The sequence below is a fragment of the Candidatus Polarisedimenticolia bacterium genome (assembly GCA_035764505.1).
In the GTDB taxonomy this organism is placed as follows: Bacteria; Acidobacteriota; Polarisedimenticolia; order Gp22-AA2; family AA152; genus AA152.
The window spans coordinates 1-22,518 of sequence record DASTZC010000276.1; the positions used below are offsets into that span (position 1 = coordinate 1).

Sequence of the window (22,518 nt, forward strand, 5' to 3'; positions counted from 1 at the left end):
GCGCGGGTCGGGCTCAACCAAGTGGAGAATTTCCTGCACTCGGACGCCTTCTTCACGCACGGTAACAGCGGCGGCCCCTTGGTCGACGTACAGGGGCTGGTGCTCGGGGTCAACGACATGACCTACGGCGCCTTCAAGGCCCAGGGGTATTCCATCCCTTCGCGGATGGCTCGATGGGTGGTCGAGAGGATCCAGAAAGACGGTGCCTATCGCCGTGGGTTCGTCGGCCTCCAGGTCCGGCCGGCCGATGCGGAAAGCCTCAAGAAGTTCTCCCTCAAGCGGAATCGCGGACTGCTGGTGGAATCGGTGCTCAAGGGAACCCCCGCGGAAGGGGCGGGCTTTCACGTCGGCGATCTCCTGTTCGGCATCAATGGCCGCGGTGCGACGGAGATGTACCTCCTCCAGGAGGCGGTGTCGAGCGTGGGGCCGGATGCCCCGCTGACCTTCAACCTGGAGCGCGCCGGCGCCGAGACGACCCTGTCCGTGAAGACGGCGTTGCGCCCCGCGACGCCCCGCATCGATCCGCTGAAGGACCTGGAGCGCTATCTGCAGGCGGAATTCGTCGAGGACCCGAGAGGGGGTCGGGTGGATCTGCGCATCTTCAACAACTTCAGCATCGCGGGAAGCTACCACCTGGTGGACAACGAGAGGGTGCTGGACGTGCTCCCGGCCCAGGACTGGAAAGAGCAGCCGCTGAGGCCCGAGGTCTTCAGAGCGCTGTCGCCCCATTCGGTGAAGAGCCTCGCGGATCTGCGGGAGGCGCTGGTGCGGATGTACCTGGGAGGGCGGATCGGCGTGGCGCTGAACCTGAAGGCGCAGCAGCAACGTGTCGTCTCCGTCGTCATCGAGGAGAACTGGGCGGTCATTCTATGAAAAGCACACTCACCCGCGCGGCGCTGTTGCTGGTGGTGGCGGCACTCCTGGCGGTGGGCGCCTCGGCGGCGCTCCCGGACCAGGGGCCGGCCGGGGTCGCCTCCGAGACCGTCTGTCCCCGGTGCGGCTACCGCTCCCAGGCCGGATGGCGTCACTGCGCCGCCTGCGGATGGGACCTCCGGGTCCTCGCCGGTGCCGAAGGCGCGGCGCGATTGCAGAAAGTCGGCGCCTCCGTGGTCGGCCTGATCCTGGTGAAGGAGCCGCCGAGCATTGAGGAAGCCTTCCCGCCACAACTGGTCCGGCAATTCTCCTCGGGGTTCCTGGCGCGCTACCTGCCGCGCCGCACCAAGCGGTTCGCGACCGCCTTTCCCTATTCCCGGCCGGGGCTGTATGTCACCAGCGCGCGGGCCCTCGAATGGGTCGAGGTGGCCGACGTCCGCACCTACAACAACAGGATTGTGTCCGCACAAATCCTGGGATACGACCTTCCCTCGGGCATCGGAGTGTTGCAGGCCAACGTTCCCGACGCCCTCCCGCTGGCGGCGTCGGAATTGGTCCCGGGAGAGCTGGATCCCGCATGGGCCATCTGCTATCCCGTCGCCGTGGGAGATGGAACGGTCGACTACCTCCCGGAGGCTTTCCATCGCGGCCGAATCTCTGCCGTGGAGCAGGACGGAACCAACCTGATCGCCTTCGAGCACCTGCTGCGGACCGACCACACGCTCGAGGAGGGGTGCCAGGGTGGACCGCTGCTCGACGCTTACGGCGCGGCGGCTGGCATGGTGCTCAGCTCCCCCGATCCCGGAATCAACTTCGCGGTTCCGGCGGCGGATCTGAAGGGAATGGTCGAGCTGCTGGCCGAGAAGAAGAAGGCGGAGCGCCCGTATTTCGGCGTCGGGCTGGTGAAGATGGACGAACGGCGGCGGGCGCGCTTCGACCTTCCACCGGACACGATGCTTCCCGTGGTCTCGTACCTCGTTCCCGGCTCGCCCGCGGAAAAGGCCGGAGTGCAGCCCGGCGATCTCCTCGGGGGCGTCGGCAGTGAAGCGGTCCACAGCGTGGCCGGAGCGGGATCCTTGCTCCTGCGCTCGGTCCCGGGAACCGCCGTGTCCTTGAAGCTGATGCGCCGCGGCAAGGAGATGACGCTCGCCGTGAATCCGACTCCCAGACCGGCGAAGATCCTGCTCGCTCCCGCCGACGAGATCCAGGAAGGGTTGCAGGCCAACCTGGTGGAAGTCGACACCGGGTCCACGTCGCAGCAGGGGCTCCGCTTCCAGAACCTGGTGCGTGGCGGCCGCGGGGAGAAGGAGGGCTTCCATGAAGGCGACCTGTTGATTTCGGTCGACGGCAAAGGAGTTCGCCACCTCGAGACCCTCAACCAGATTGTGAGGGGCGGCAACGTCCACATCTTCGGGGAAAAGAGTGCGGCGGCAGGGCCGCCGCGGCTGGCGACCTATGCCATGCAGCTCAGCGTGAAGACCGCGGAGAAGGGAGAAAAGGAGGAGCGCTATTATTGGAACCTCTTTCCCGACGTCCTTTCAGCCCCCGTCTACTGAGGAGGCAGGAGTGAACCTTCCAGCGCTTTGTCCTGGGACGAAACGATCCAGAAGCTCGAGCTCCCGGGCCTGGATTGCCGCGCTGCTGATTCTCCTCATGGGCACCGCGATCTCCTGGAGCCAGGCGCCGCATTGCCCGAAGTGCGGCGCCGAGGTGGAGACAGGAGATTCGTACTGCTCGCAGTGCGGCGCGAAACTGGAGGGAATCGCCGCGGCCGCGGGCACCGCCGCACCCCAGCCCAGGGAATCGCTGATCCAGGTCGTGGCCATCCACGACCGAGAGGCCACTTCCGTGTACGAGGCGATGGCCAACGGCGCCACCGTACGCGTGGACTCGCTGCTTGGCAGCGGGTTTTCTCTGGGCGGAGGCGAGTTTCTGTCGGATGCTTCCCTCCTGATGGGAGCGCGCGAGATCCGGATACGGGACGCGCGCGGGAGAACGGGATCGGCGCGAATCACGGCCCTGGATCCTCTCGTCGGCGTGGGACTGCTGTCGTCGGATCTCAACGACATCCCTCCGCTGGCGCGCCGTCAGGCGGAGCCGATGCGCGAGGGAGAAGAGCTGCTGGCCCTCGGCTACACGTCGGCGAGCGGCATGGCCCCGGCGGTGACAAGCACGCCGGGCGTGGTGAGCGGACTGCATCGATCCGGATTCGGGATCCATCCGGTCGAGGACTACCTGCAGAGCGATGTCTCGCTGCCCCGCGGGTTCGCGGGCGGCCCCGGGGTCGATGCGCAGGGCCGGCTGGCGGGCATGTGCACCGCCATGCAGTTCGGACAGAATTTGATGCAGGGGATGACGGGTATCGGATTGCTGATCCCGGCGGAATGGCTGGACCGCAGCCTGGCCTGGATGCGGGCCGGCTCTCCTCCTCGAGTCTGGATAGGCGCCCACGTGGAGCCGGCCGATTCCGACTCCCGGAAACTCTTCTCTTTGGGTCCCAACATCCGCTGGGTCGTGGAGGATGTCTTCCCCGACAGCCCCGCCCAGCAGGCGGGAATGCGACGTGGAGATGGGCTTTCGAAGGTACACGGAGAGGTCCTGACCACCCTGGCTGTCGTACAATCAATCCTGCTGCAGGCTGCCGCCGGAGACAAATGGGTCGTCGAAGTCCAGCGCGAAGGGAAGGCCGTGCCGATCGATCTGGTCCTGGCACGGCGGCCCGACCGCCCGCGTCTGACGGGTCGTGACGCTCTGCGGCTGTACGGCGGCTTCGAGATCCAGCCTGAGAGCGACTCGCGTCTGGTGATCTCGCGGGTCCAGGCCGGTAGCGAAGCATCGGACAGCAAGCTGCAGCCGGGCGATGCGCTGGCTTCCTTCTTCACCAAGAAGGACATGGAGCATGTGGAGCGCTCCGACGCACGCTGGAGAAGCGTCAAGGATCTGGGCGATCTGGAGACGCAGATCCAGCGGGCCTATTCCGATCTCGATTTCTTCCTCGGGTTGCGGTTCCGATGCAAGGACGGCGAGAAGCGGACCCTTTTCCTGTACCAGATGTTGACGGCTACGAACGCGCTATGATTGGCCAGGGAGCTCCCGTGACGGCTCGACGCCTTCCGCACAGGATCGTGATTCTCGCGGCACTTTTGGCCACGGGCACGTCGCTGTCCGGCGCGGCGGTCAAGACCAGCGCCCACTCGGGCGGCTGGAACAAACATTCCACCTGGGTGGGCGGCGCCGTGCCTCTCCCATCCGACGAGGTGGTGATCGCCTCCGGGCACCGCGTCGTTTTCACCCAGTTTGCCAACGGCGTCGACGAATGCGCCCGGCTCGTGGTTGAGAGCGGGGGCGAGATGGTGATTTCGGGAAACCGGGTGGTGTTCGAGATGGGCGGCAACGGCGTGGGAGTAGCGGGCGGCGTCGACATTTCCGGCCGGATGAGCCTCATCGGCGGCGTCACCCTGAGCCTGCGTCCCGACGGCAACGCCACGGCGGCGGAGGACGGCGTGCGGGTGCGCGCCGGCGGGCTGCTCCAGGTCAAGGGAGATATCCTGCATCAGGGGACGGTGGCTTCGGTCATCGCCGATGACGGAACGTCGGACATCTACCTCACCGATCCCTCGCTGCCGTCGCTGGTCTACAGTCCGGAGTTGCGGGTCGCCTGGCGCTCGGGGCAGCGCAAGGGGCGCTGGTACGATCTGACGTCTTTGTCGGGGAGCACCTTGCTGCTCGACTACGACAGCCGCAGCAACGCGCAGCGCACCGGACAGCCCGACTACCGGACAGGCCTGGCGTCGGTGTCGGGGAAGAACGTGACCGGGTCCGGGACCTTATGGAACAACGCGCTCGCGGCGGGCTCCTGGTTCTGGTGTGATGCCGACGGGATCGGGACCAGGGTCCGCGTCGAGAAAGTGGTGTCCGCGACGTCGCTCGTCCTGGCCTTCGCGATACCGGGCTCGGCCTGCTTGTCACCCGGCGCCTACACGCTGCGCGACGAGAACCAGCCCTATCCGGCCTCCGACGTATCCGAGAAGGTGGGCGTCGGCGACCAGTACCAGATCCTCCGCCCGGCCGTGATACGCGGCGCCGGAGCCTCGGACACCGATTTCGACCATCAGATCTTCGTCCGCGTGGAGCCCGGCGCAGGCTATGACTTCGAGGCGGCTTCCTTCGAATCGGTCGGCAAGGAAGCCTGGGCCACGGGAAGCGGCAGCGGCATTTATATCCAGGGCTACACGGGAGGCGGCGCATCGACCGGGATCTTCGACACGGTGGAGATCTATCGTTACGCCGGCGAGGCGGCGATCGAATGGGAGGACTCGACGCGCTTCGATGTCGACTGGCTCTTCCTGCACTGGGCGCATCCGATGATCACGGCGCGAAACGAAGGACACGGCCTGAAGATCGAGCATACACGACCGGAGCTCTCCGCCGACGACGTGCACGTCCGCAACGCCCGCTTCGATCGGACGAATGACGATTTTGTCTGGTGGTCCTCGAAAGCCGGGGGGAGCTCCGGGGTCTACGACAGCATCGGCAAGTACTGCCCGAACACCGCCTCCGGCGACTCGTGCGACGCGGTCGATACCCTCGATCAGGTCGGAAGCCCCGGAGGGCAGCTGCGCATCGAGCACAACCTCTTCGCCAACATCGGCGCGGACGATGGCGGTTCCTGCCTGCAGGTCGCCTCGATCGGCAGCGGCGCCACACCGGCCTGGACCGGCCAGGGCTGGGTGGCGCGCGACAACGTCTGCCTCAACCTGCAAAGCACTTCCTGCTTCATCACGATCGGGTCTACGCGCACCTGGGACCGGGAGAGCATCTGGGCCGTTAATAACGTGTGCGTCAGCGTGTTGGGCAACGGCATGGAAGCGATTCCGCGCGCCTTCCAGAACGAGATTCTGCAGTTCGGGCTGGTCCGCAACATGGCGGCGGACGGCATCCGGGATGCCTACCAGGCGCGTGGCAACATCGTGCGCGGCGCCGACCGCCGAAGCATCGACACCTCCTTCTTTCCGCGCGGCATTTCCGTGGGGGTCGGATTGCCTAACCACTCCGCCTGGATGGGCACCGGCTGGTCGGTCACCGACAATGCGGTGCTGGTTTCGGGGCTCGGCATGATGGTCCTTTCATGGTCGTCGGCCGCCTATCCTTCGACCCAGGATGGCTTCCTCCTCCACAATCTTTTCATGCGTCCGCCGCGTGATAACCCCGCTATCCAGATGACCGGCCTCTTCGACGCGCATGTGGAGCCCGCCGCCGCGCGCATCAACATCACCGACAATATCTTCGAGGCCATGGGAGCGATGATGTGGAAGGCCGGCGTGGGCTACGGGAATTCGATGTTGGATTTCCTGAACTACAGTCTGGTCAACAGGCTCTCCGGCTCGGGAGCCGACTGGATTGGATCTCTGACGTCGATTTCCCAGGTCAGCGGGACGACCGGCCTCCAGGGAACCAGCAGCATGGGCCTGGAGATCCTGCCGGGCACGGCGGCATGGCTGGCACCGACCAGCGACGGCTCCCGGATCGGCCCGCGCTATGCCGGGACAGACCCGGCCCGGCTTCCGAGCGTTCCCGCCGAGCTCTTCCTGCCGGTCGATCCCGACCACGACGATCTCGACTCCGATGGCGACGCTTTGATCGACCGGTGGGACAACTGTCCTGCAGTGCCGAATCCCGGATGGGCCGATTCCGACGGCGACGGGATCGGGGATGCCTGCGATCCAAGCTGAGGAAGGATGCCGCGCGACTCCAGCACGTTGCGAGTGGGCTCGTCCGCGCCCGATTTCACGCTGCGCACCGCGGAAGGGGAAGCCTTCACGCTGCGCGACGCCGGCGGCCCGCTGGCGCTCATCTTCATCCGGGGCACCTGGTGACCCAACTGCCGCAGGCAGCTGGCTCAGTTGGAGCCGGCGGAAGCGGAGTTCGCCGGGCGGCGCGCCAGGCTGTGGATGGTCGCGGCGCAGAAACCCTCGGGGCTGTCGGACCCGCGCGGGCTCCTGAGCAAGCCACGGTGGTTCCCGATCCTGCTCGATTCGGATCGCGGTGTAACGAAGGCGTACGGTGTCTATCACGCCTTGTCGGTGGACGCCTACCGCATCGCCCGGCCCTCGGCCTTCGTGATCGGAAAGGATCGCCGCATTTCCTTCATCTTCGTCTCTTCCAATCAGTGGGAGCGCGTCCCCCTGGCCGATCTCCTCGCCGCGCTGGAGGGCGCTTGAGGTCGCTGCGTCGCTTTCTCCCGACAGCGCTGGCCTGCTTCTGCCTCGTCTCTTCTTTGCAATCCCAGGACCTCGAGTCGCTGCGTGCGCTGATTCGCGCCCAGGGCGTCTCGGGGCGCGAAGCGAATGTGCGCGACGCGATCCAGTCACGCCTTCCGGCGGGACGCCGCGCGGAAGTGGACAATCTCGGGAACCTGGTGCTCGTCCTGGGAAGCGGCCGGCCGGTGAGGCTCGTCATGGCGGCGATGGACGAAGCTGGCTTCGTCGTGACGCAGATACGCCCGGATGGCTACTTGCGCGTGCGACGTCCCGCCCGGGAGCCGCTGCCGCCCCGCTTCAACGCCTATTTCGTCGGACAGCCCCTGCTCATCGGCGCCGCCGAGGGGCGGGATCCCATTCCCGCGGCCGGCGCGATCCTGTCGACGCACCTGCAGCGGGGCCGCGCCGATAACGCGGCCCCGGCCCCGCCGCCGCGCGACGAGGATCTCCTGGTGGATGCCGGGGCGCGCAGCGAGGCCGAAGCGAAGGCGGCGGGCATCCGTCTGCTGGCGCCCGTGACCCTGGAGAAAGACCTGGCGGTGCTGGGGGGAGGCATGGTGGCGGGATTCGCGATGGACGGCCGCGCCGGCTGCGAGGTGCTGCTGCAGCTGGCACGCAATGTCACACCGCCGAAAGAGGGATCGCTCGTCCTGGCCTGGGCGGCGCAGAGCTGGTCGGGGGAGCGGGGGGCCCAGCGGCTGGCGAAGCGCTTCGAGGCGGACGAGGTCCTCGTTCTGGATTTCTACTCCGCCGCCGCGGCGGATGAGACCGGGAAGCCGCCGGGCGGCCGGGCGGGGCGCGGTCCCTTCCTGGCCGATTCCCCCGAGAAGGACGCGGCCTCCCGCGCCCTGCGCGCCGGGATTCGCGCGAAAGCCCATGCCCTCGGCATTCCTCTCCAGAGTGTCCGTTTCCCTTCCACCCATGATGGCAAGCCCTTCGCGGGGCGCCCCCTGGCGGTCCTCGGCGTCCCGGTCCGCTTTCCGGGAACTCCGGTGGAGACGGTGTCGCTCGACGATCTCGACACGCTCATCCGGCTGATGGACGCTTATCTCGAGTCGCTGCGGTGAGGCGCGCCCGGGTGGCGGCGATCGCGGCGCTGGCCCTCGCCTTGGGTGCGCTCGAAAGGCCGCCGTCGGGTGCCGCGGAGAAAGACTCCCGCAGCTTCACGGTCCTGGAGCCGTTGATGCTGGCTCCCGGAGTGTCGGGACGCGAGGAGAAGGTCCGCGAAGCGATCCTGCGGCTCCTTCCGGCATGGGCCCGCCAGAGCGCCACCGTCGACGGCAGCGGCAATCTGCTGGTGCGCACCGGGTCGGGAGGCGAGCGGATCCTGTTCATCGCCCACATGGACGAGACCGGGTACGAGATTACCGGGCTCGAAGCCGACGGCACGGCGCGGGTGAAATCGCTGGGCGGCTTCTTCGCCACGCTCTACGAGGCGCAGAGAGTCGTGGTGCACACCCGTGCAGGAGAGCTTGCCGCAATCGTCCGTCCCCGCTCCGACTACCTGGACGCACGATCCGCCGCGGCGCCTTTCTTGGAGAAGGATCTGACGGTCGATTTCGGCACTTCAACCCTGGAGGAAACCCGGCAACTGGGGGTTTCCCGCGGAGATTGGATCACCATTCCCAAGATTTTCCGCCGTCTGGCGGGGGATCGGGCGACCGGCCGAAGCGTCGATGATCGAGCCGGATGCACGGCCCTGGTCCAGGCGATCGGCAGGCTGGATCCGAAGAGCTTGAAGAACAGGGTCACCTTCGCCTGGTCCGTCCAGGAAGAGATCGGGCTGAAAGGGGCGGAGGCGATCGCCGCCCACGACCCCTTTGACGTGGTATTTGCGGTGGATACCTTCGTCTCCTCAGACTCGCCCCTGGAGACTCCCGCCTTTGCCGACGCCATCCTTGGGGAGGGGCCCGTCTTGAGGGCGATGGACAACTCCAACCTGGCTCCCGAAGCGGGCCTGGAAAAAGTCGAGCGAATCGCCGCGGCCCGCAAGCTGCCCCTGCAGATCGGCCTGACCCATGGAGGCAACGACGGCTCGGTTTTTCCCCCGTACGGCGCCATCGACATTCCGCTTTCCTGGCCGACCACCTACTCCCATTCCCCGGTGGAAGTGATCCACCAGCGCGATCTCGATAACCTGGGGCGGCTCGTAGCTATCCTCGCAGAGGAATGGTAGGCGTCGGCGGGATTCCTGCTTGACAGGGGATCGAAATGAGCATACCTTCGCCCCGCTTTTTGAATGGGTGTCGATGGAAAAGGACGTCAACGAAGGAGATACGCGACGATGAACGGTTCGATACGTCGAACGGCGGTCGTTCTTTTGATCTTCGCGCTGGTCCTGTCGTGGTCACCGGGGGTCGTGCGGGCGCAAGCCGATGCCTCGGGTCAGGGTCCGTCGACCGCCAGTATTCAGGGACGCGTGTTCGGCGCCGACCGGGTGACGCCGGTGTCCGGGGCCGTCGTACGGGTCGTCAAGGGAGACGGCGTGCAGGTCTACTCGAGCCTGCCGACCGATGAAAAGGGCAACTATTCCATCAGCGGGATCTCGCCGGGAAACTACGAGATCGTGGTCGAGGTGGAGGACGGCGTGTTCCTGGTCGAGAAGCCCATGGCGCTCACCGAAGCGAAGTCTTACGGCCTTTCGCTGGCAAATGTTCCCTCCGAAAACGTCGAGAAGCGGGTCCCGGCAATCGACAAGCCGGTGAAGGGGTACGCCTGGACGCTCGAAGGAAAGAACCCCAAGGGTGCTTTCTGGAAATCGCCCGGCGGAATCGCTATCATCGCAGGCGGTGCGCTGGCCCTTCTTCTGCTGGCCCTGAACGACGACGACAACGGCGACAACACCAAGGGAAGCAGCAGCACTCCCTGAGGCTCCGGCTGGCGGGGAGTGAGCTGCCGCGAGGTCCGCAATGTCCGGATCCAGACGTGGATGTGCGCGCATGCTCAGCGGTCTGCTCGCCTGCCTGCTCGCCTTCCCGCTTTCCGGAACCGTCTTCGCGCAGAACGCTCCTCCACCCCCGAGCCCGCCGCCCCAGACCGAGCCTGAAAAAGCCCAGGCTCCGCCGGAACCGGAAGGAGACCTTCCTCCCGACGAGACCGAAGCGCCCGCGCCATCCGTCATCGTGGGAGCAACGCTCAAGGGAAAGGTCACCGGCACCGATCGCAAGACTCCCCTGGAAGGCGCGCGCGTGCACGCCATCGCGAAGGACGGTCGTGTCGTGACCTCGTCGCCGACGGATGCCAAGGGAAGGTACCAGCTGAAGGGGGTTCCGGCGGGAACGTATCACGTCGCGGTTTCCACCGGGGAGGGAGTCTATACGGTCGAATCGGAGGTGGGAATCGCGTCGGCGAGCAACTTCACGGTGAATCTGGCGACCATTCCGGCCGAGGCGGCCCGCGGCACGATTCCCGGCATGGACCTGTCGCCGCGCGGCTACGCCGCCATCGTGAACGGCAACGACAAGAAGCCGTTCTGGGGCTCTGCCAAGGGCATCATCCTGATCGGAGTGACCGCCGCCGCGCTGGCGCTGATTCTGTCGAATTCCGACGGCGACGAGGACCCGAAGTCGATCAGCCCTTCCTCTCCTTGAGCTCCTCTCCCCGATCGCCGGGCCTGCGGCGCGGCGACTCCTCCTCATAGGAAGCATCGAAGATCGGCGACAGGTCGCCGTCGAGGATCTTGGACGGCATCGATGCGCGATCGACGATCACCTTGTTCCTGCCCGCCTCCTTGGCGCGGTACAGGGCCTCATCGGCCGCCCGCAGGAACTGCTCTTCTTCGCGCACCTCGCGGTTCGTCGGGATGGAGCTGATCCCCGCGGAGGCGGTGATCCGCAGGATCTGATCCTGGACCTGGAACAGGTGCTCCTCGGTGGCCTTGCGCACCCGCTCCCCCACGATCGCCGCCTTGATCCCGTCGGTATTCGGCAGGACCATCAGGAATTCCTCTCCCCCGTACCGGCCCACGATGTCGATCTCGCGCGCGTTGTCCACCAGGATTCCGCCGAACTGCAGCAGCACCGCATCGCCGAACTCGTGCCCGTAGCGGTCGTTCACGCTCTTGAAATGATCCAGGTCGAGCAGGATTACCGACAGGGCCGTGCCGTAGCGCATCGAGCGCTTGAACTCCTCCGAAAGGCGCTGGCGCAGGTAGCGATCATTGTAGAGCCGGGTCCGATCGTCGGTGACCGAGAGCTTCATCAGCTGTGTGTTGGCCGCCTGCAGGCGCTGGTTCGCCTCCTCGAGAGCGGTGTAGAGGCGGCGCTTCTCCAGCGCCGCCTGGAGCGTGGCGTCGAGCTCGTCCCAATGGAACGGCTTGGTCACGAAATCCTCGACGCCCAGCTTGATGCACTCCACGCGGGTCTGGGCGTCGCGCCGCACCGAGGTCACGATGAGCGGGATCGTGCGGGTGGCCGGGTCCTCCTTGAGGGCGCGCGCCACCTCGAGCCCTTCGGGGGCCGGCAGCTTCACGTCGAGCAGGATCAGATCGGGAGGCGAGGATCGGATGCGCTCCAGCGCTTCGCGTCCCGAGCGGGCGATGGAGAGATCGTGCCCCTGCAGGGCCAGCCACTGCCACATCAGCTCGAGGCTTTCGCCGTCATCGTCGACGATGAGGATGCGGACCTTCTGCGGAGCGAGAGTGCCGCCCATGTCCCGCGGGCTTCCTTTCCATGTGCGCCGAGTGCTGAAAGTGGCCTAATTATACGTCGCTCCCGGGGGTGCGCCAACGGGAATCGGGATCGGGGCCTGTGCTGAAACCCTTGTGGAGCAAGGAAAATTCGCGATCCGCACGCGGAGGGGCGCAGTCGGTTTCCTGACGCGCCCCTCGGTCCGGTGTCAGGAGGCCGCCGGTCCCCCGGATTCCGTGGTGAGGCTGCGGATGGCCGCCGTCCCCAGGAGGAAGGCGGCGGCCGCGCCGGCGAGCCAGATTCCCGGAAGGTGCACCGGCTCCTGGCTCTGCGCCCCGACCACCTGCAGGAAGGGGGTACGCTCCGGATCCACGCGCGTGGCGAGCACCGGCAGCAGGTTGAATATGGCGTGCGCCGCGATCGGCACGGCGATCGATCCCGATCGCAGCAGCAGCCATCCAAGGAAGAGACCCATCAGGGCGGCGGTCACCACCTGCCACGGGAGGATGTGGAACACGCCGAAGCAGACCGCCGAGCCAATCACCGCGGTGCGCGGCGAGTAGCGCTCCAGGAGGCGGCTGAGGAACAATCCGCGAAACAGGACTTCCTCGGTCACCGGCGCCACCACCACCAGGAAAAAGAAGACGCCCGCGAACTCGATCGCGGTGTGGTATTCGAGCGCCCGGCGGAAGATCTCCATGACCCATTCGGGCGCCGGGAAGATTTCCTCGATCCAGGTGTCGAGCTCGGCCGCCAGCAGCGCGAGGCCCAGCGTGGCCAGCGCCACGCCGGGGAGGAGGATCCAGCGCGGCGGTCGCAGGAACAGGACCTGCGACGCGGGAGCGGGAGATTCTTTCAGACCCAGCAGGAGAACGAGGCTGATTCCCAGGAGATTGGGAAGGAAGTTGAGCGCGGTGCGCAGCGGCGCGCTGTCGGGAAGCGCTTTGAGCGCGGCGAGCATCGCCACGGAAGCGGCGAAAATCGCCAGCCAGCCCGTCACCATCCAGAGCGCGCAGGCCGCCCAGGGAGCGAGACGAGGTCTCAACTTGGGACCTGGCTCAGGCGGGAACTCGCGTGATCCAGGAGGCGTACTTGGAGACCTGGCCGCGGACGACGCGGCCGTAGAGATCCTTCAGCCGCGCGGTGATCGGCCCCATCTTCCCGTCTCCCAGGTTGCGGCGGTCGATCGAACCGACAGGAGCCACCTGGGCCGCCGTTCCGACCAGAAAAGCCTCGTCCGCCACGTAGAGCTCGGTGCGGTCCATCTGACGCTCTTCGACCGTCAGCCCAAGCTCCTCGCGCGCGAGCGACCGGATCGAGTCTCGGGTCACCCCTTCCAGCAAGTTCGCCGAGACGCTGGGCGTGATGAGTCGGCCGTCGCGGACGAGATAGAGGTTCATGCCGGCCGCTTCGGAGACGTGCCCGTCCTCGTTGAGCAGGATCGCCTCGTCGAATCCCGAGGCGCGCGCGTCGGAAGCCGCCAGGGCGAGGTTCACGTACGAGCCGTTCACCTTGGCCCGGCTCGGAATCGCGTTGTCCTCGCTGCGCCGCCAGCTCGAGACTCCCAGCGCCAGGGGCCGGTCGTCCTCGAGGTACTTGCCGAAAGGCACCACCACGATGACCAGCTCCGATTCATCGCTCAGGTGCACGCCGATGCGCTCCGCCGACTTGTAGGCGATCGGGCGGATGTAGAGGTCCTCGCGCAGGCGATTGGCCGCCACCAGCTCGGAGGTGATCCGGCACAGAGCATCCACGTCGTGCGCCAGACGGATATTGAGGATCTTGCAGCTCTTCTCGAGGCGCTGGTAGTGCTCGCGCAGCCGGAAGATCAGCACGTCGCCCCCGGTGGAGGCGCGGTAGCCGCGGATTCCTTCGAAAACCGCCGTGCCGTAGAGGAAGGCGTGGGTCAGGACGCTGACGGTGGCGTCCGCGAGCGGCACCTGACGCCCGCCGAAGTAGGCGAGGAGTCCTTCTTTTTTCATGGAATGATTCCTCCTCCGGGAAGACGTAAGCCTAGCATACCCTTCCCCCCTTTTGCTGCCGGCGAAGCGTTTGTTAGAATGGCGCCTCGATGAGGCACCTGGCGCTCGTGAAACCTAATGTGGCCCGCCCCCGTGACGAGCGAGGGCGCGCCGGAAGACTGCCGGAGGAGATGCTTAAATGCTCCTACCGGCCGGGCGATGCCGACTTCTACTGCTGGCGCTTCAAGATCTGGTACAACACGCTCGATTGCGCCTACCGTACCCGCTACCGCACCTTCGACGGCTGCTCGCACTGCTCGCAGGGCGATTTCAACCTGGCGGCGCGTCGCCGGGATCTTCCGGCGAAAGGTCCGTCCGGCACGCCCCGGACCTGACCTTCCCCCTCCTGTCCTTCCTTCGGGTATCATGACGCCCCACGTTTCGCAGGGTTGAGATCGGCATGCGCAAGTTCCCGGGGCTGATGCTCATCGCCGCGCTGGTCGCCTGCCGCGGCTCCGCGGAGCCTCCCTCGCCTCCCGCCACCCCTTCCAGCGATTCGGCAACCACGGTGCCGGCCGCGCCGGATACGCCCCCGACGGTCCGCGGTGAAGTGCGGTTCGAGGAGCGTGCGCGCGCGGCAGGCATCGATTTCATCCACGTGAACGGGGCCTTCGGCAAGAAATGGCTGCCCGAGACGATGGGCTCGGGCGCCGTCTTCCTCGACTACGACGGTGACGGCGATCAGGATCTGTTCCTGGCCAACGGCAGGAGCTGGCCGGGCCGGATAGCCGCCGGCCGCGCCGGAGGGGCGCTCTACCAGAACGACGGCAAGGGAAGCTTTCGCGACGTGACGCGCCGCGCCGGGCTGGCCCTGGAGCTTTACGGCATGGGCGCCGCGGCCGGAGACGTCGACAACGACGGCGACGTGGACCTCTACCTGACCGGTCTGGGAAGCGCCCACCTTCTCCTCAACAATGGTGACGGGACCTTCCGTGATGCGACCGCGTCGTTCGGCGTCGGAGATCCGGGTTGGAGCACCAGCGCCGCCTTCCTCGATTTCGACCATGACGGCGATCTCGACCTTTTCGTCTGCAACTACGTGGCATGGACCCCCGAAACCGACCTGTTCTGCACCCTGGACGGCAAGAAGAAGAGCTATTGCACTCCCGAGTCGTACCGCGGGCTCACCAGCCGCCTGTACCGCAACGAGGCGGGGAAGCGCTTCACCGACGTTTCCGATGCCGCAGGAATCGCCAAAGGAGGAGGCAAGTCCCTGGGAGTGGCGACGCTCGATTACGACGAGGACGGGTGGATGGATCTGGCGGTGGCCAACGACACGCAGCCCAACCAGCTCTTCCGGAACCGCGGCGACGGGACCTTCGAGGAGAAGGGGGTTGAGACCGGCATGGCCTACAGCGAGAGCGGCGTGGCGCGCGGGGCCATGGGGATCGACGCGGGGGACTATCTGAACCGCGGTCCCGAGAGCCTGCTGATCGGAAATTTCTCCAACCAGATGCTCGCGCTGTACCACAACTCCGGGAAGGTCTTCATCGACAAGGCTCCCGCTTCGGCGCTGGGCCCGACGAGCCTGCTGTTCCTGGCCTTCGGGCTCTTCTTCTTCGACTACGACCTCGACGGCTACGCCGACATCCTGGTCGCCAACGGCCACGTCGAGGACGAGATCCAGGCGGTGCAGGAGCGCGTCTCGTACGAAGAGCGCCCCCTGCTGTACCGCAATCTCGGGGACGGGAACTTCGAGGAGGTGGGAATGAGCAGCGGTCCCGACATGGCGAAGCCGGTGGTGGGCCGCGGGGCGGCCTACGCCGACGTCGACGGGGACGGCGACCTGGACTTCATCATCAGCGTCAACCATGGCGCGCCGCGGCTGCTCATCAACCGGCTTCCGGCCCAGCAGCGCCACGCCATCCGCCTGACGGCCGAGGGAGTCACCGGGAACCGCAGCGCCATCGGCGCCCGGTTCCGCCTGCGCGCGCAGGGCAAAGAGCAGCGTCGCTGGGTCAAGAGCGGCTCGTCCTACTGCTCGCAGAGCGAGCTGCCCATTACCTTCGGCCTGGGCGCGGCGACCGCGGCCGACGAGGTCGAGGTCACCTGGCCGGGGGGAAAGCAGGAAGCGCTGGGCCGGCTCGAGGCCGGCCGCGCTTACGTCGTGCGCGAAGGGAAGGGGATTGTCGATTCCCGGCCGCTCGCGGGCCTGGATTGACGGGAGCGCGATGTTCGACTTGATCCTGCGCGGAGGATCGGTGGCGGACGGCACCGGCGCGCCGCGCTTTCCCGCCGACGTCGCCGTCCAGGGCGGCCGCATCGTGGAGATCTCGCCGAAGCTCGCCGCTTCCGCAAGCGGTGAGATCGATCTCGACGGTCTCGTCCTCGCACCCGGATTCATCGACCTGCATTCCCACTCCGACCTGCTGTTCACCCTGCCGGAATCTCAGCAGCGCCAGCTGTTGGGCGGGCGGCTGCGGCAGGGCATCACCACCGAGCTGGTCGGCAACTGCGGCTACGGCCCCGCGCCGGTCACCGAGGAGAGCCTGCCGCTTTTGCAGAAGATCAACGGCTTCATCACGCCCGACGGGGTCTCCTGGGACTGGAGATCCTTCGCCGAGTTCCTCGAGGTGGCCGAATCGCGCGGTCCCCTCCTGAACATGGCGGCGCTGGTGTCGCACGGTGCGGTACGGATCGCCGCGATGGGGATGAAGCCGGACCTTCCTTCCACGGAAGAGTTGCGCTCCATGGATCGATCGATTCGCGACGCGCTGGCGGCGGGGGCCTATGGAATCTCGTACGGCCTGATCTATCCCCCGGGACAGTTCGCGCGCACCGACGAGCTGGTTTCCACCGCCGCCTCGGCCGCGGCGGGAGGAGGCTTCGCGGCTTTCCACCAGCGCGGCAGCGGGGTGGACACCTGCCTGGCGGCGGTGGAGGAGATCCTGGAGGTCGGCCGGCGCGGTCGCTGTCCGGTGCACCACTCGCACGAGGAATCGGTCGGTCCCGATGCCTGGGGCCTGGTGGAGAGCGTCATTCGCCGGGAGGAGCGGGCGAGGCGCGAAGGGATCGAGCTGACCATGGACGTGATCCCCTATACCTGGGTCTGCACCACCATGCTCGCCGTATATCCGCCCTGGGCGCTGGAAGGAGGGGTGGAGGCTTTCCTGGAGCGGCTGCGCGATCCTTTCCTGCGCTCCCGCATGAAGCGGGAGGTGGGAAGCGCTGCCCCGTCCTGGCCGCCCTGGGAGGGCAACGGCTGGATCATGAACCTGGTGCGCGAGGTGGGTTGGGAGCGGATCCATGTGGGACACGTCAACAGCGAGGCGAACCGCTCCGCGGTCATGCTGAACCTGGTCGAGCTCGCCGCCGCGCGCCGGCGCGAGCCCTTCGACGCGCTCTCCGATCTGATGCTCGAGGAGAAGGGGGTGGTCACCCAGCTGATCTTCGGCATCTCCGGGGACGCGCGCACCGACCTGCCGCTGCTGCCGCTGATCGCACATCCCGACCGCGCCCTGGTGAGCGACGCCTGGGACATCGGCAAGGGCTCCCCTCACCCCGGTGCCTATGGAGCCTTCCCCCGGGTGCTCGGGCACTACGTGCAGGAGCGCGGCCTGCTCACCCTGGAGGAGGCGATCCGGAAAATGACGTCGCTGCCGGCGGCGCGGCTGGGGGTTTCCGATCGGGGGGTCGTACGCCCCGGGGCGCACGCCGACCTTGTGGCCTTCGACCCCGTGCTTGTGCGCGATCGGGCCACCTGCGCCGATCCGCGCCTCTATCCCGATGGCATCGAGCTGGTCGTCGTCAACGGTACGGTGGCGGTTCGCGGCGGGGAGATCGTCGCCGCGCATGCGGGCCGCGTATTGCGCCGGGGCGCCGCGTGAAGAGGACGCCTCTCGCCGTCCTCCTGGGCCTCGCCGTTCTGTGCGGCGCGTTGCTGCCGTGCTGCGAGAAGTCTTCTGCCTCCAGGGAATCGTGGATGGTCAAGGCCACGATCCCGGCCGGCACCGATCTGGAGGCGGTGCTGCACGCCAACAACCTCGGCGTGGCACACCTGGAGCGCCACCACTACGGCGAGGCGGCCAAGGAGTTCGAGAAGGTGGTGGCGGCGGTCCCTTCGTGGGCGGAAGGACACGTCAACCTGGCCATCTCCCGGCTGAGCCTCCATGACGATGCCGCGGCCGACGAGTTCCGCAAGGCTCTGGAGATCGCGCCGCGACAGCCCTATGCCCACTACGGCCTCGGGCTTCTCTACAAGCAGGGAGGCGACACCGGGAAGGCCTTCGAGGAGTTCAACAAGGTCCTGGAGGTCGACCCGGAAGATCCCGACACACTCTACAACCTGGGCCTGCTGTATGCGCGGGAGGGGAAGCACGCGGAAGCCATCGCGGCCCTGCGCAAGACGCTGTCGGCCCAGCCGGCGAATGTCTCGGCGCGCTTTCGCCTCGCCTCATCGCTTCTGGCGATGGGCAACAAGCAGGAAGGCGAGGCGGAGATGGCGCGATTCAAGGAGCTCTCCGCCTCGGGGACCGGAATCACGCTGGGGCTGCAGTACTCCGAGCAGGGGAAGTACTCCTTCGCCACGACCGACTATCGCGCCCTGCCGGTGCCGCCGGCCGCGCAAAGCAGCAAGTCATCCCTCCGCTTCACCTCGGTTGCCTCGTCCGAAAGCGGTCTCGTCCTTGTCTCCGGAAAGGCACCGGAATCGGTCCCGATCGCGGGCTGCGACCCGGGGGGAGGGATCGCCGCCGAGGACGAAGACGCCGATGGCGACGTCGACCTTTTCTTCCCGGGGTGCGGCGCGGGCGACGGTTCCCGTCCGGCGCTGTTCCGCAACAACGGCGCCGGGCGGTTCGAGGAGGCCACGCGCAAAGCCGGCCTCCAGGATCTGCCGCCCTCGCTGGGAGCCGCTTTCGGCGATTACGACCACGACGGGTTTCCCGACCTCGCCGTCGCCGGCCCGCAGGGGGTCCGCCTGCTCAGGAACCTTGGAAACGGAAGCTATCGGGACGTCACATCGGAGGCGCACCTGGCGGCACAGGGGGTCGGCTCCGGAGTCTCCTGGGCCGACGCCGACCACGACGGCGATCTCGATCTCGTCGTGGCGCGTATCGGCGCTTCCGCGGGAGGATCGCCGCAGTCTTTGCCGTTGCTCTTCTACAACAACGACGGCAAGGGCAGCTTCCGGGAGGTGGCTGCCGAAAAGCGGCTCGGCGATCCCGTCTCGGCGCTGGGAGCGACCTTCTCCGATCTGGACGACGACCGGGACATCGATTTCGTCCTGACGCCCGTGCGGGGCCCTCTACGAGTTTTCAGCAACGACCGCACGGGAACCTTCACCGAGCTGCCCAAGGAATATGCCTCCGCCGAGGCCTCGGGGGACGCCGCGCTGCTGGCCGACCTGGATGGTGACGGCTGGCAGGATCTGGTGCTGCCGTCAGTGGGCTGGCTGCGCAACCGTGCAGGGAAGGGGTTCGCCCTCGCGAAGGGGCTGGCGGGAATCCGCGGCGCGCGCGGCGCCTCGGTCGCCGACTACGACAACGACATGGACCTCGATCTGGCGGTGGCCGGCGACGGTGTGCGCCTTTTCTCCAACGACGGCGCGGGGAGCTTCTCCGACATCACGGAAGCGGCCGGCCTGGAGGCAGCCAAGAAAGCACCTGACGCGCGGGGGGTCGTCTCGGCCGACCTCGACGGTGACGGTGATATCGACCTGGTGGTGGCGCGGCATGGGTCGGCTCCGCTGTTGTTCCGCAATGAAGGAGGAAACCTGAACAATTGGCTCGACGTGAAGCTCGCCGGGCTCCACAGCAACGCACCGGGGGCCGGCACGAAGGTCGAGCTGCACGCCGGACCGGTCACGCAGCGGCGCGAGGTCCGGCTGGGGGGAGGCTATCTTTCCCAGGAGCCGGCTCGAGTGCACTTCGGGCTGTCCGGGCGCGCCCAGGCAGATTTCCTGCGCCTCATCTGGCCGGGAGGCGTCCTCCAGTCGGAGCTCGAGGTTTCCGGCCGCTCCGCCGTCGAAGTGCAGGAGCTGGACCGCAAAGGATCCTCCTGCCCGATTCTGTTCGGATTCGACGGCCGGCGGTATCAGTTCATCACCGACTTCCTGGGAACGGGAGGGCTCGGCTTCCTGCTGCGTCCGGGAGTCTACGCGCCGCCCGATCCCGACGAATACGTGAAGATCGAGGCGAAGCAGCTGGCGCCGAAATCGGGCTATTACGTCATGCAGGTGCTCGAGAATCTCGAGGAAGTGAGCTACCTGGATCGGGTGCAGCTCTGGGTCGTGGACCACCCCGCCGGCACTTCCGTGTATCCCAATGAGCACTTCGGGGGCAGCAGCCCGCCGGCGCAGGAAATCTTCGAGTTCGAGAAGCCGATCCCGCTGCTGCGCGCGTTCGATGACGACGGCACGGAGGCCACCCGCGCGCTGGCGGCCATCGATCGGACCTATCCCGATCGCTTCCGGATCGAGGAGCGTCTGCCGGGGTTCGCGCAGACTCACACGCTGACCCTCGATTTCGGCAGCGAGGCGAGAGGGAAGGACAACCTGGTCCTCTTTCTCTACGGCTGGGTGGACTACGGCTACTCCTCGTCGAACCTGGCGGCCTCGCAAGCCGAGATGGCGCCGCAATCGCCGCGCCTCGAGGTGGCGGGGCCGGACGGCGAATGGAAAGTGCTCGAGGAGGACATGGGATATCCCGCGGGCCTGCCACGGATGATGACGGTGGACCTCAGGAAGGCGGGGCGTCTCGAGGACCCGCGTCTGCGGATCACGACCAACCTCCGGATTTACTGGGACCAGATCTTCCTGGCGCAGGTGAACGGGGAGCCTCCCTCGAAGATCACCAAGCTGCCGGCGGCCTACGCCGACCTCCATACCCGCGGCTATCCGCGGGAGCATTCTCCGGACGGCAGGAAGCCGCTGATCTACGACTACGGCATCATGGATCGCACCTCCCCGTTCCGTAACATGGCGGGCGACTACACCCGTTTCGGTGTGGTAACCGATCTCCTGAAAGACGTCGACGATCGCTACGTGATTTTCGGGCGAGGCGAGGAGATCACGCTGAAGTTCCGGGCGGAGGGGCTGCCTCCCCTGCAGCGCGGCTGGAAGCGCGACTACCTGTTCGTCTCTTACGGGTGGTGCAAGGACATGGATCCCAATACCGCTTTTCCCGATACCGTCGAGCCCCTGCCGTTCGCGGGGATGTCGAGCTACCCCTATCCGGAGGGGGAGCACTATCCCGACGACCCGGCCCACCGGGAATACCTGAAGACCTACAACACGCGGAAAATCAGCGGGCGTCCTTGAGGTAGCCCGGACTCCCGTCGAGCGCCAGCGCCGGCGCCGGTGGGGCGGCCGCGTCCTGCTCGTACAGCAGGAGATAGAGGAGATTGTTCTGGAAGATCGGATTGTTGGTCAGCAGTCCGTGGCTGTCGCACACGAAGAAGGCGGAGCTCAGGGCCAGGGGACCTCGCACTCCGGCGGGGTCCTCCCCTTCCAGGATCTCGGGCAGGGCGAGAAGGCTTTCCATCAGGACGGTGCCGTCGCCGGCGCCATAGAGGAGCTTGTCGATGCGCTCGCCCACCGGATCCCGGCGATAACGCCCTTGATCGAAGTAAATCTTCGTCTCTCCCTTCTCCTCGATGGCCACGGCCGTTTTCAGGGTAGGGACGCAGTCGCTCCCGAAGGCATAGAAAACGGGAACCTTCCCGGCGGGCGCCGGGGCCTCCAGGGCCGTCTGGAACCGCCGTGCCCGGGCCAGCTGGCGCTGCAGGAAATCGCGATACTCATCGTTCCGCTCCAGAAGCGAATCGGCGCCGCCTCCCTGCAGGCGGATCTTCCGGGCGATCTCATCCTGGCTCGTCGGAGAGAACACGGAGAGTTTCTGGCGCTGCCACAGGTCGGGATCGTAGAGATCCATGTGAACCGGGGTCCCGTCCAGAGAGGAGAAGTGGACGGCCGCGGGCGGGGGCAGCATCTGATAGAGGGCGGGCATCGTGAAGGTGACCGACGGGTCCATCGGCATGAAGCCTTTCTTCAGGCCGAGGTGGAGGATCTTCATCGCCTCGAGCGTCCCCTGGTTGGGCGTTCCCACCAGGATCACCTTGTTCAGCCTGGCGGCCCCGGCACCGTCGGGCAGAGGGTCTTCCTGTTGGAGCACGTCTTTGCCGCCGTACAGGGCGTAGTAGCGGGCGATCAGTCCTCCCTGGCTGTGGGCCACGATGTCGAAGGTGACGCGGCTCCCGCCCAGGGAGGTCTGCAGGCGCTCGAGGGTCTGGGCGAAGCGTCCGGTCGTCTCGGCGATGTCCTTGCGCCAGTCGTACACGAAGACGAAGGCGTTGTCCCCCGGAGCCGGGTTCGCGATGTCGCCCAGCCGGTAGCCTCCGGCCTCTTTCAGGATGCGCAGCGTCTTGCGGTAGTACTCGACTCCCCACAGGCTCTCGTACAGGGCGAAGGCCTCCAGGTCGTCCTGGCTGCCGGAGTCTCCCGGGTTCAGCGGGCAGGCGAGGCGATCGCAGTGGTCGTGCGTGAGGATGTTCGACATGTTTCCCCACAGCACGCGACCGGTGCGTTGATCACGCAGCTTCGAGCCGAGGAACCCGGGGATGAAGATGAGGGGATGGCGTGGCTTGCGGAGCCGGGCAATCTCCAGAGTGCGACTCATGTCGGGCTTCTTGAGAATGCCGCAGGCGGGCTGAGCGAGCGAGGCAAGCAGTAGGAAGGCGGCGGCGCACGCGCGCATCCGGGACGAAGGCGTGGGAAACTTCAGAGGCAAACTCCTTCAT

At 66.8% G+C, this 22,518-nt stretch carries 17 protein-coding genes and 1 pseudogene; 14 read left to right on the forward strand and 4 right to left on the reverse strand.

Annotated elements, in window-relative coordinates:
- From VFW45_17760 to VFW45_17805, 10 genes and pseudogenes are all read left to right on the forward strand, one after another.
- On the forward strand, window positions 1-873 hold an 873-nt coding region (locus VFW45_17760; protein ID HEU5182638.1), incomplete at its 5' end, for a PDZ domain-containing protein.
- Entirely contained in the window at window positions 870-2,429 is a 1,560-nt protein-coding gene (locus tag VFW45_17765) for a PDZ domain-containing protein (protein HEU5182639.1), read from the forward strand. The genes VFW45_17760 and VFW45_17765, both read left to right, overlap by 4 nt.
- Before the next feature lie 10 nt (window positions 2,430-2,439).
- The gene (locus VFW45_17770) at window positions 2,440-3,951 is read left to right on the forward strand and encodes a trypsin-like peptidase domain-containing protein (protein ID HEU5182640.1); all 1,512 of its coding nucleotides are present in this window, start codon (window positions 2,440-2,442) and stop codon (window positions 3,949-3,951) included.
- A 17-nt stretch (window positions 3,952-3,968) separates the two neighbouring features.
- Complete coding sequence (locus VFW45_17775; GenBank protein ID HEU5182641.1) at window positions 3,969-6,605, forward strand: hypothetical protein; 2,637 nt, start codon at window positions 3,969-3,971, stop codon at window positions 6,603-6,605.
- 6 nt (window positions 6,606-6,611) lie between these two features.
- Window positions 6,612-6,749, forward strand: coding sequence for a hypothetical protein (locus VFW45_17780; GenBank protein ID HEU5182642.1), 138 nt, complete (start codon window positions 6,612-6,614; stop codon window positions 6,747-6,749).
- A 12-nt stretch (window positions 6,750-6,761) separates the two neighbouring features.
- Window positions 6,762-7,094: pseudogene (locus VFW45_17785) on the forward strand (redoxin domain-containing protein).
- Window positions 7,091-8,200, forward strand: a complete 1,110-nt coding sequence (locus VFW45_17790) for a hypothetical protein (GenBank protein HEU5182643.1) — start codon at window positions 7,091-7,093, stop codon at window positions 8,198-8,200. The pseudogene VFW45_17785 and the gene VFW45_17790 overlap by 4 nt, the downstream one beginning before the upstream one ends.
- Window positions 8,197-9,309 (forward strand): M28 family peptidase, encoded by a 1,113-nt coding sequence (locus tag VFW45_17795; GenBank protein ID HEU5182644.1) that lies wholly within the window; start codon window positions 8,197-8,199, stop codon window positions 9,307-9,309. The genes VFW45_17790 and VFW45_17795 overlap by 4 nt, the downstream gene beginning before the upstream one ends.
- Before the next feature lie 108 nt (window positions 9,310-9,417).
- Window positions 9,418-10,002 carry a carboxypeptidase-like regulatory domain-containing protein gene (locus VFW45_17800; protein ID HEU5182645.1) on the forward strand — a complete coding sequence of 195 codons (585 nt, stop codon included), beginning with the start codon at window positions 9,418-9,420 and terminating at the stop codon, window positions 10,000-10,002.
- 70 nt (window positions 10,003-10,072) lie between these two features.
- Window positions 10,073-10,723: a carboxypeptidase-like regulatory domain-containing protein gene (locus tag VFW45_17805; GenBank protein HEU5182646.1), complete on the forward strand. Its 651-nt coding sequence runs from the start codon at window positions 10,073-10,075 to the stop codon at window positions 10,721-10,723.
- Here VFW45_17805 and VFW45_17810 read toward each other — a convergent pair.
- The 3 genes from VFW45_17810 to VFW45_17820 all read right to left on the reverse strand — a co-directional run bounded on the left by VFW45_17810 (window position 10,704) and on the right by VFW45_17820 (window position 13,743).
- A complete protein-coding gene (locus VFW45_17810) occupies window positions 10,704-11,783 on the reverse strand; it encodes a diguanylate cyclase (GenBank protein ID HEU5182647.1) in 1,080 nt (359 codons plus the stop codon). The two genes, VFW45_17805 and VFW45_17810, sit on opposite strands and share 20 nt — an antisense overlap.
- A 186-nt stretch (window positions 11,784-11,969) precedes the next feature.
- Entirely contained in the window at window positions 11,970-12,806 is an 837-nt protein-coding gene (locus VFW45_17815; protein ID HEU5182648.1) for a CPBP family intramembrane glutamic endopeptidase, read from the reverse strand.
- A 13-nt stretch (window positions 12,807-12,819) separates the two neighbouring features.
- The gene (locus VFW45_17820; protein HEU5182649.1) at window positions 12,820-13,743 is read right to left on the reverse strand and encodes a branched-chain amino acid transaminase; all 924 of its coding nucleotides are present in this window, start codon (window positions 13,741-13,743) and stop codon (window positions 12,820-12,822) included.
- A gap of 170 nt (window positions 13,744-13,913) precedes the next feature.
- Between VFW45_17820 and VFW45_17825 the strand changes: the two genes are divergently transcribed.
- The 4 genes from VFW45_17825 to VFW45_17840 all read left to right on the forward strand — a co-directional run bounded on the left by VFW45_17825 (window position 13,914) and on the right by VFW45_17840 (window position 21,040).
- Complete coding sequence (locus VFW45_17825; protein HEU5182650.1) at window positions 13,914-14,117, forward strand: hypothetical protein; 204 nt, start codon at window positions 13,914-13,916, stop codon at window positions 14,115-14,117.
- 65 nt (window positions 14,118-14,182) lie between these two features.
- Entirely contained in the window at window positions 14,183-15,943 is a 1,761-nt protein-coding gene (locus tag VFW45_17830) for a CRTAC1 family protein (GenBank protein HEU5182651.1), read from the forward strand.
- 10 nt (window positions 15,944-15,953) lie between these two features.
- Entirely contained in the window at window positions 15,954-17,609 is a 1,656-nt protein-coding gene (locus VFW45_17835; GenBank protein HEU5182652.1) for a D-aminoacylase, read from the forward strand.
- Window positions 17,606-21,040 carry an FG-GAP-like repeat-containing protein gene (locus VFW45_17840; GenBank protein ID HEU5182653.1) on the forward strand — a complete coding sequence of 1,145 codons (3,435 nt, stop codon included), beginning with the start codon at window positions 17,606-17,608 and terminating at the stop codon, window positions 21,038-21,040. The genes VFW45_17835 and VFW45_17840 overlap by 4 nt, the downstream gene beginning before the upstream one ends.
- Here VFW45_17840 and VFW45_17845 read toward each other — a convergent pair.
- A complete protein-coding gene (locus VFW45_17845; protein HEU5182654.1) occupies window positions 21,024-22,397 on the reverse strand; it encodes a hypothetical protein in 1,374 nt (457 codons plus the stop codon). The genes VFW45_17840 and VFW45_17845 overlap by 17 nt on opposite strands.
- Between the last annotated feature and the right edge of the window lie 121 nt (window positions 22,398-22,518).

Coding starts and splice junctions, on each gene's coding strand:
- VFW45_17765 (HEU5182639.1), top strand. CDS start 870: ATGAAAAGCACACTCACCCGCGCGGCGCTGTTGCTGGTGGTGGCGGCA.
- VFW45_17780 (HEU5182642.1), top strand. CDS start 6,612: ATGCCGCGCGACTCCAGCACGTTGCGAGTGGGCTCGTCCGCGCCCGAT.
- VFW45_17800 (HEU5182645.1), top strand. CDS start 9,418: ATGAACGGTTCGATACGTCGAACGGCGGTCGTTCTTTTGATCTTCGCG.
- VFW45_17805 (HEU5182646.1), top strand. CDS start 10,073: ATGCTCAGCGGTCTGCTCGCCTGCCTGCTCGCCTTCCCGCTTTCCGGA.
- VFW45_17810 (HEU5182647.1), bottom strand. CDS start 11,783: ATGGGCGGCACTCTCGCTCCGCAGAAGGTCCGCATCCTCATCGTCGAC.
- VFW45_17820 (HEU5182649.1), bottom strand. CDS start 13,743: ATGAAAAAAGAAGGACTCCTCGCCTACTTCGGCGGGCGTCAGGTGCCG.
- VFW45_17825 (HEU5182650.1), top strand. CDS start 13,914: ATGCTTAAATGCTCCTACCGGCCGGGCGATGCCGACTTCTACTGCTGG.
- VFW45_17830 (HEU5182651.1), top strand. CDS start 14,183: ATGCGCAAGTTCCCGGGGCTGATGCTCATCGCCGCGCTGGTCGCCTGC.
- VFW45_17835 (HEU5182652.1), top strand. CDS start 15,954: ATGTTCGACTTGATCCTGCGCGGAGGATCGGTGGCGGACGGCACCGGC.
- VFW45_17845 (HEU5182654.1), bottom strand. CDS start 22,397: ATGAGTCGCACTCTGGAGATTGCCCGGCTCCGCAAGCCACGCCATCCC.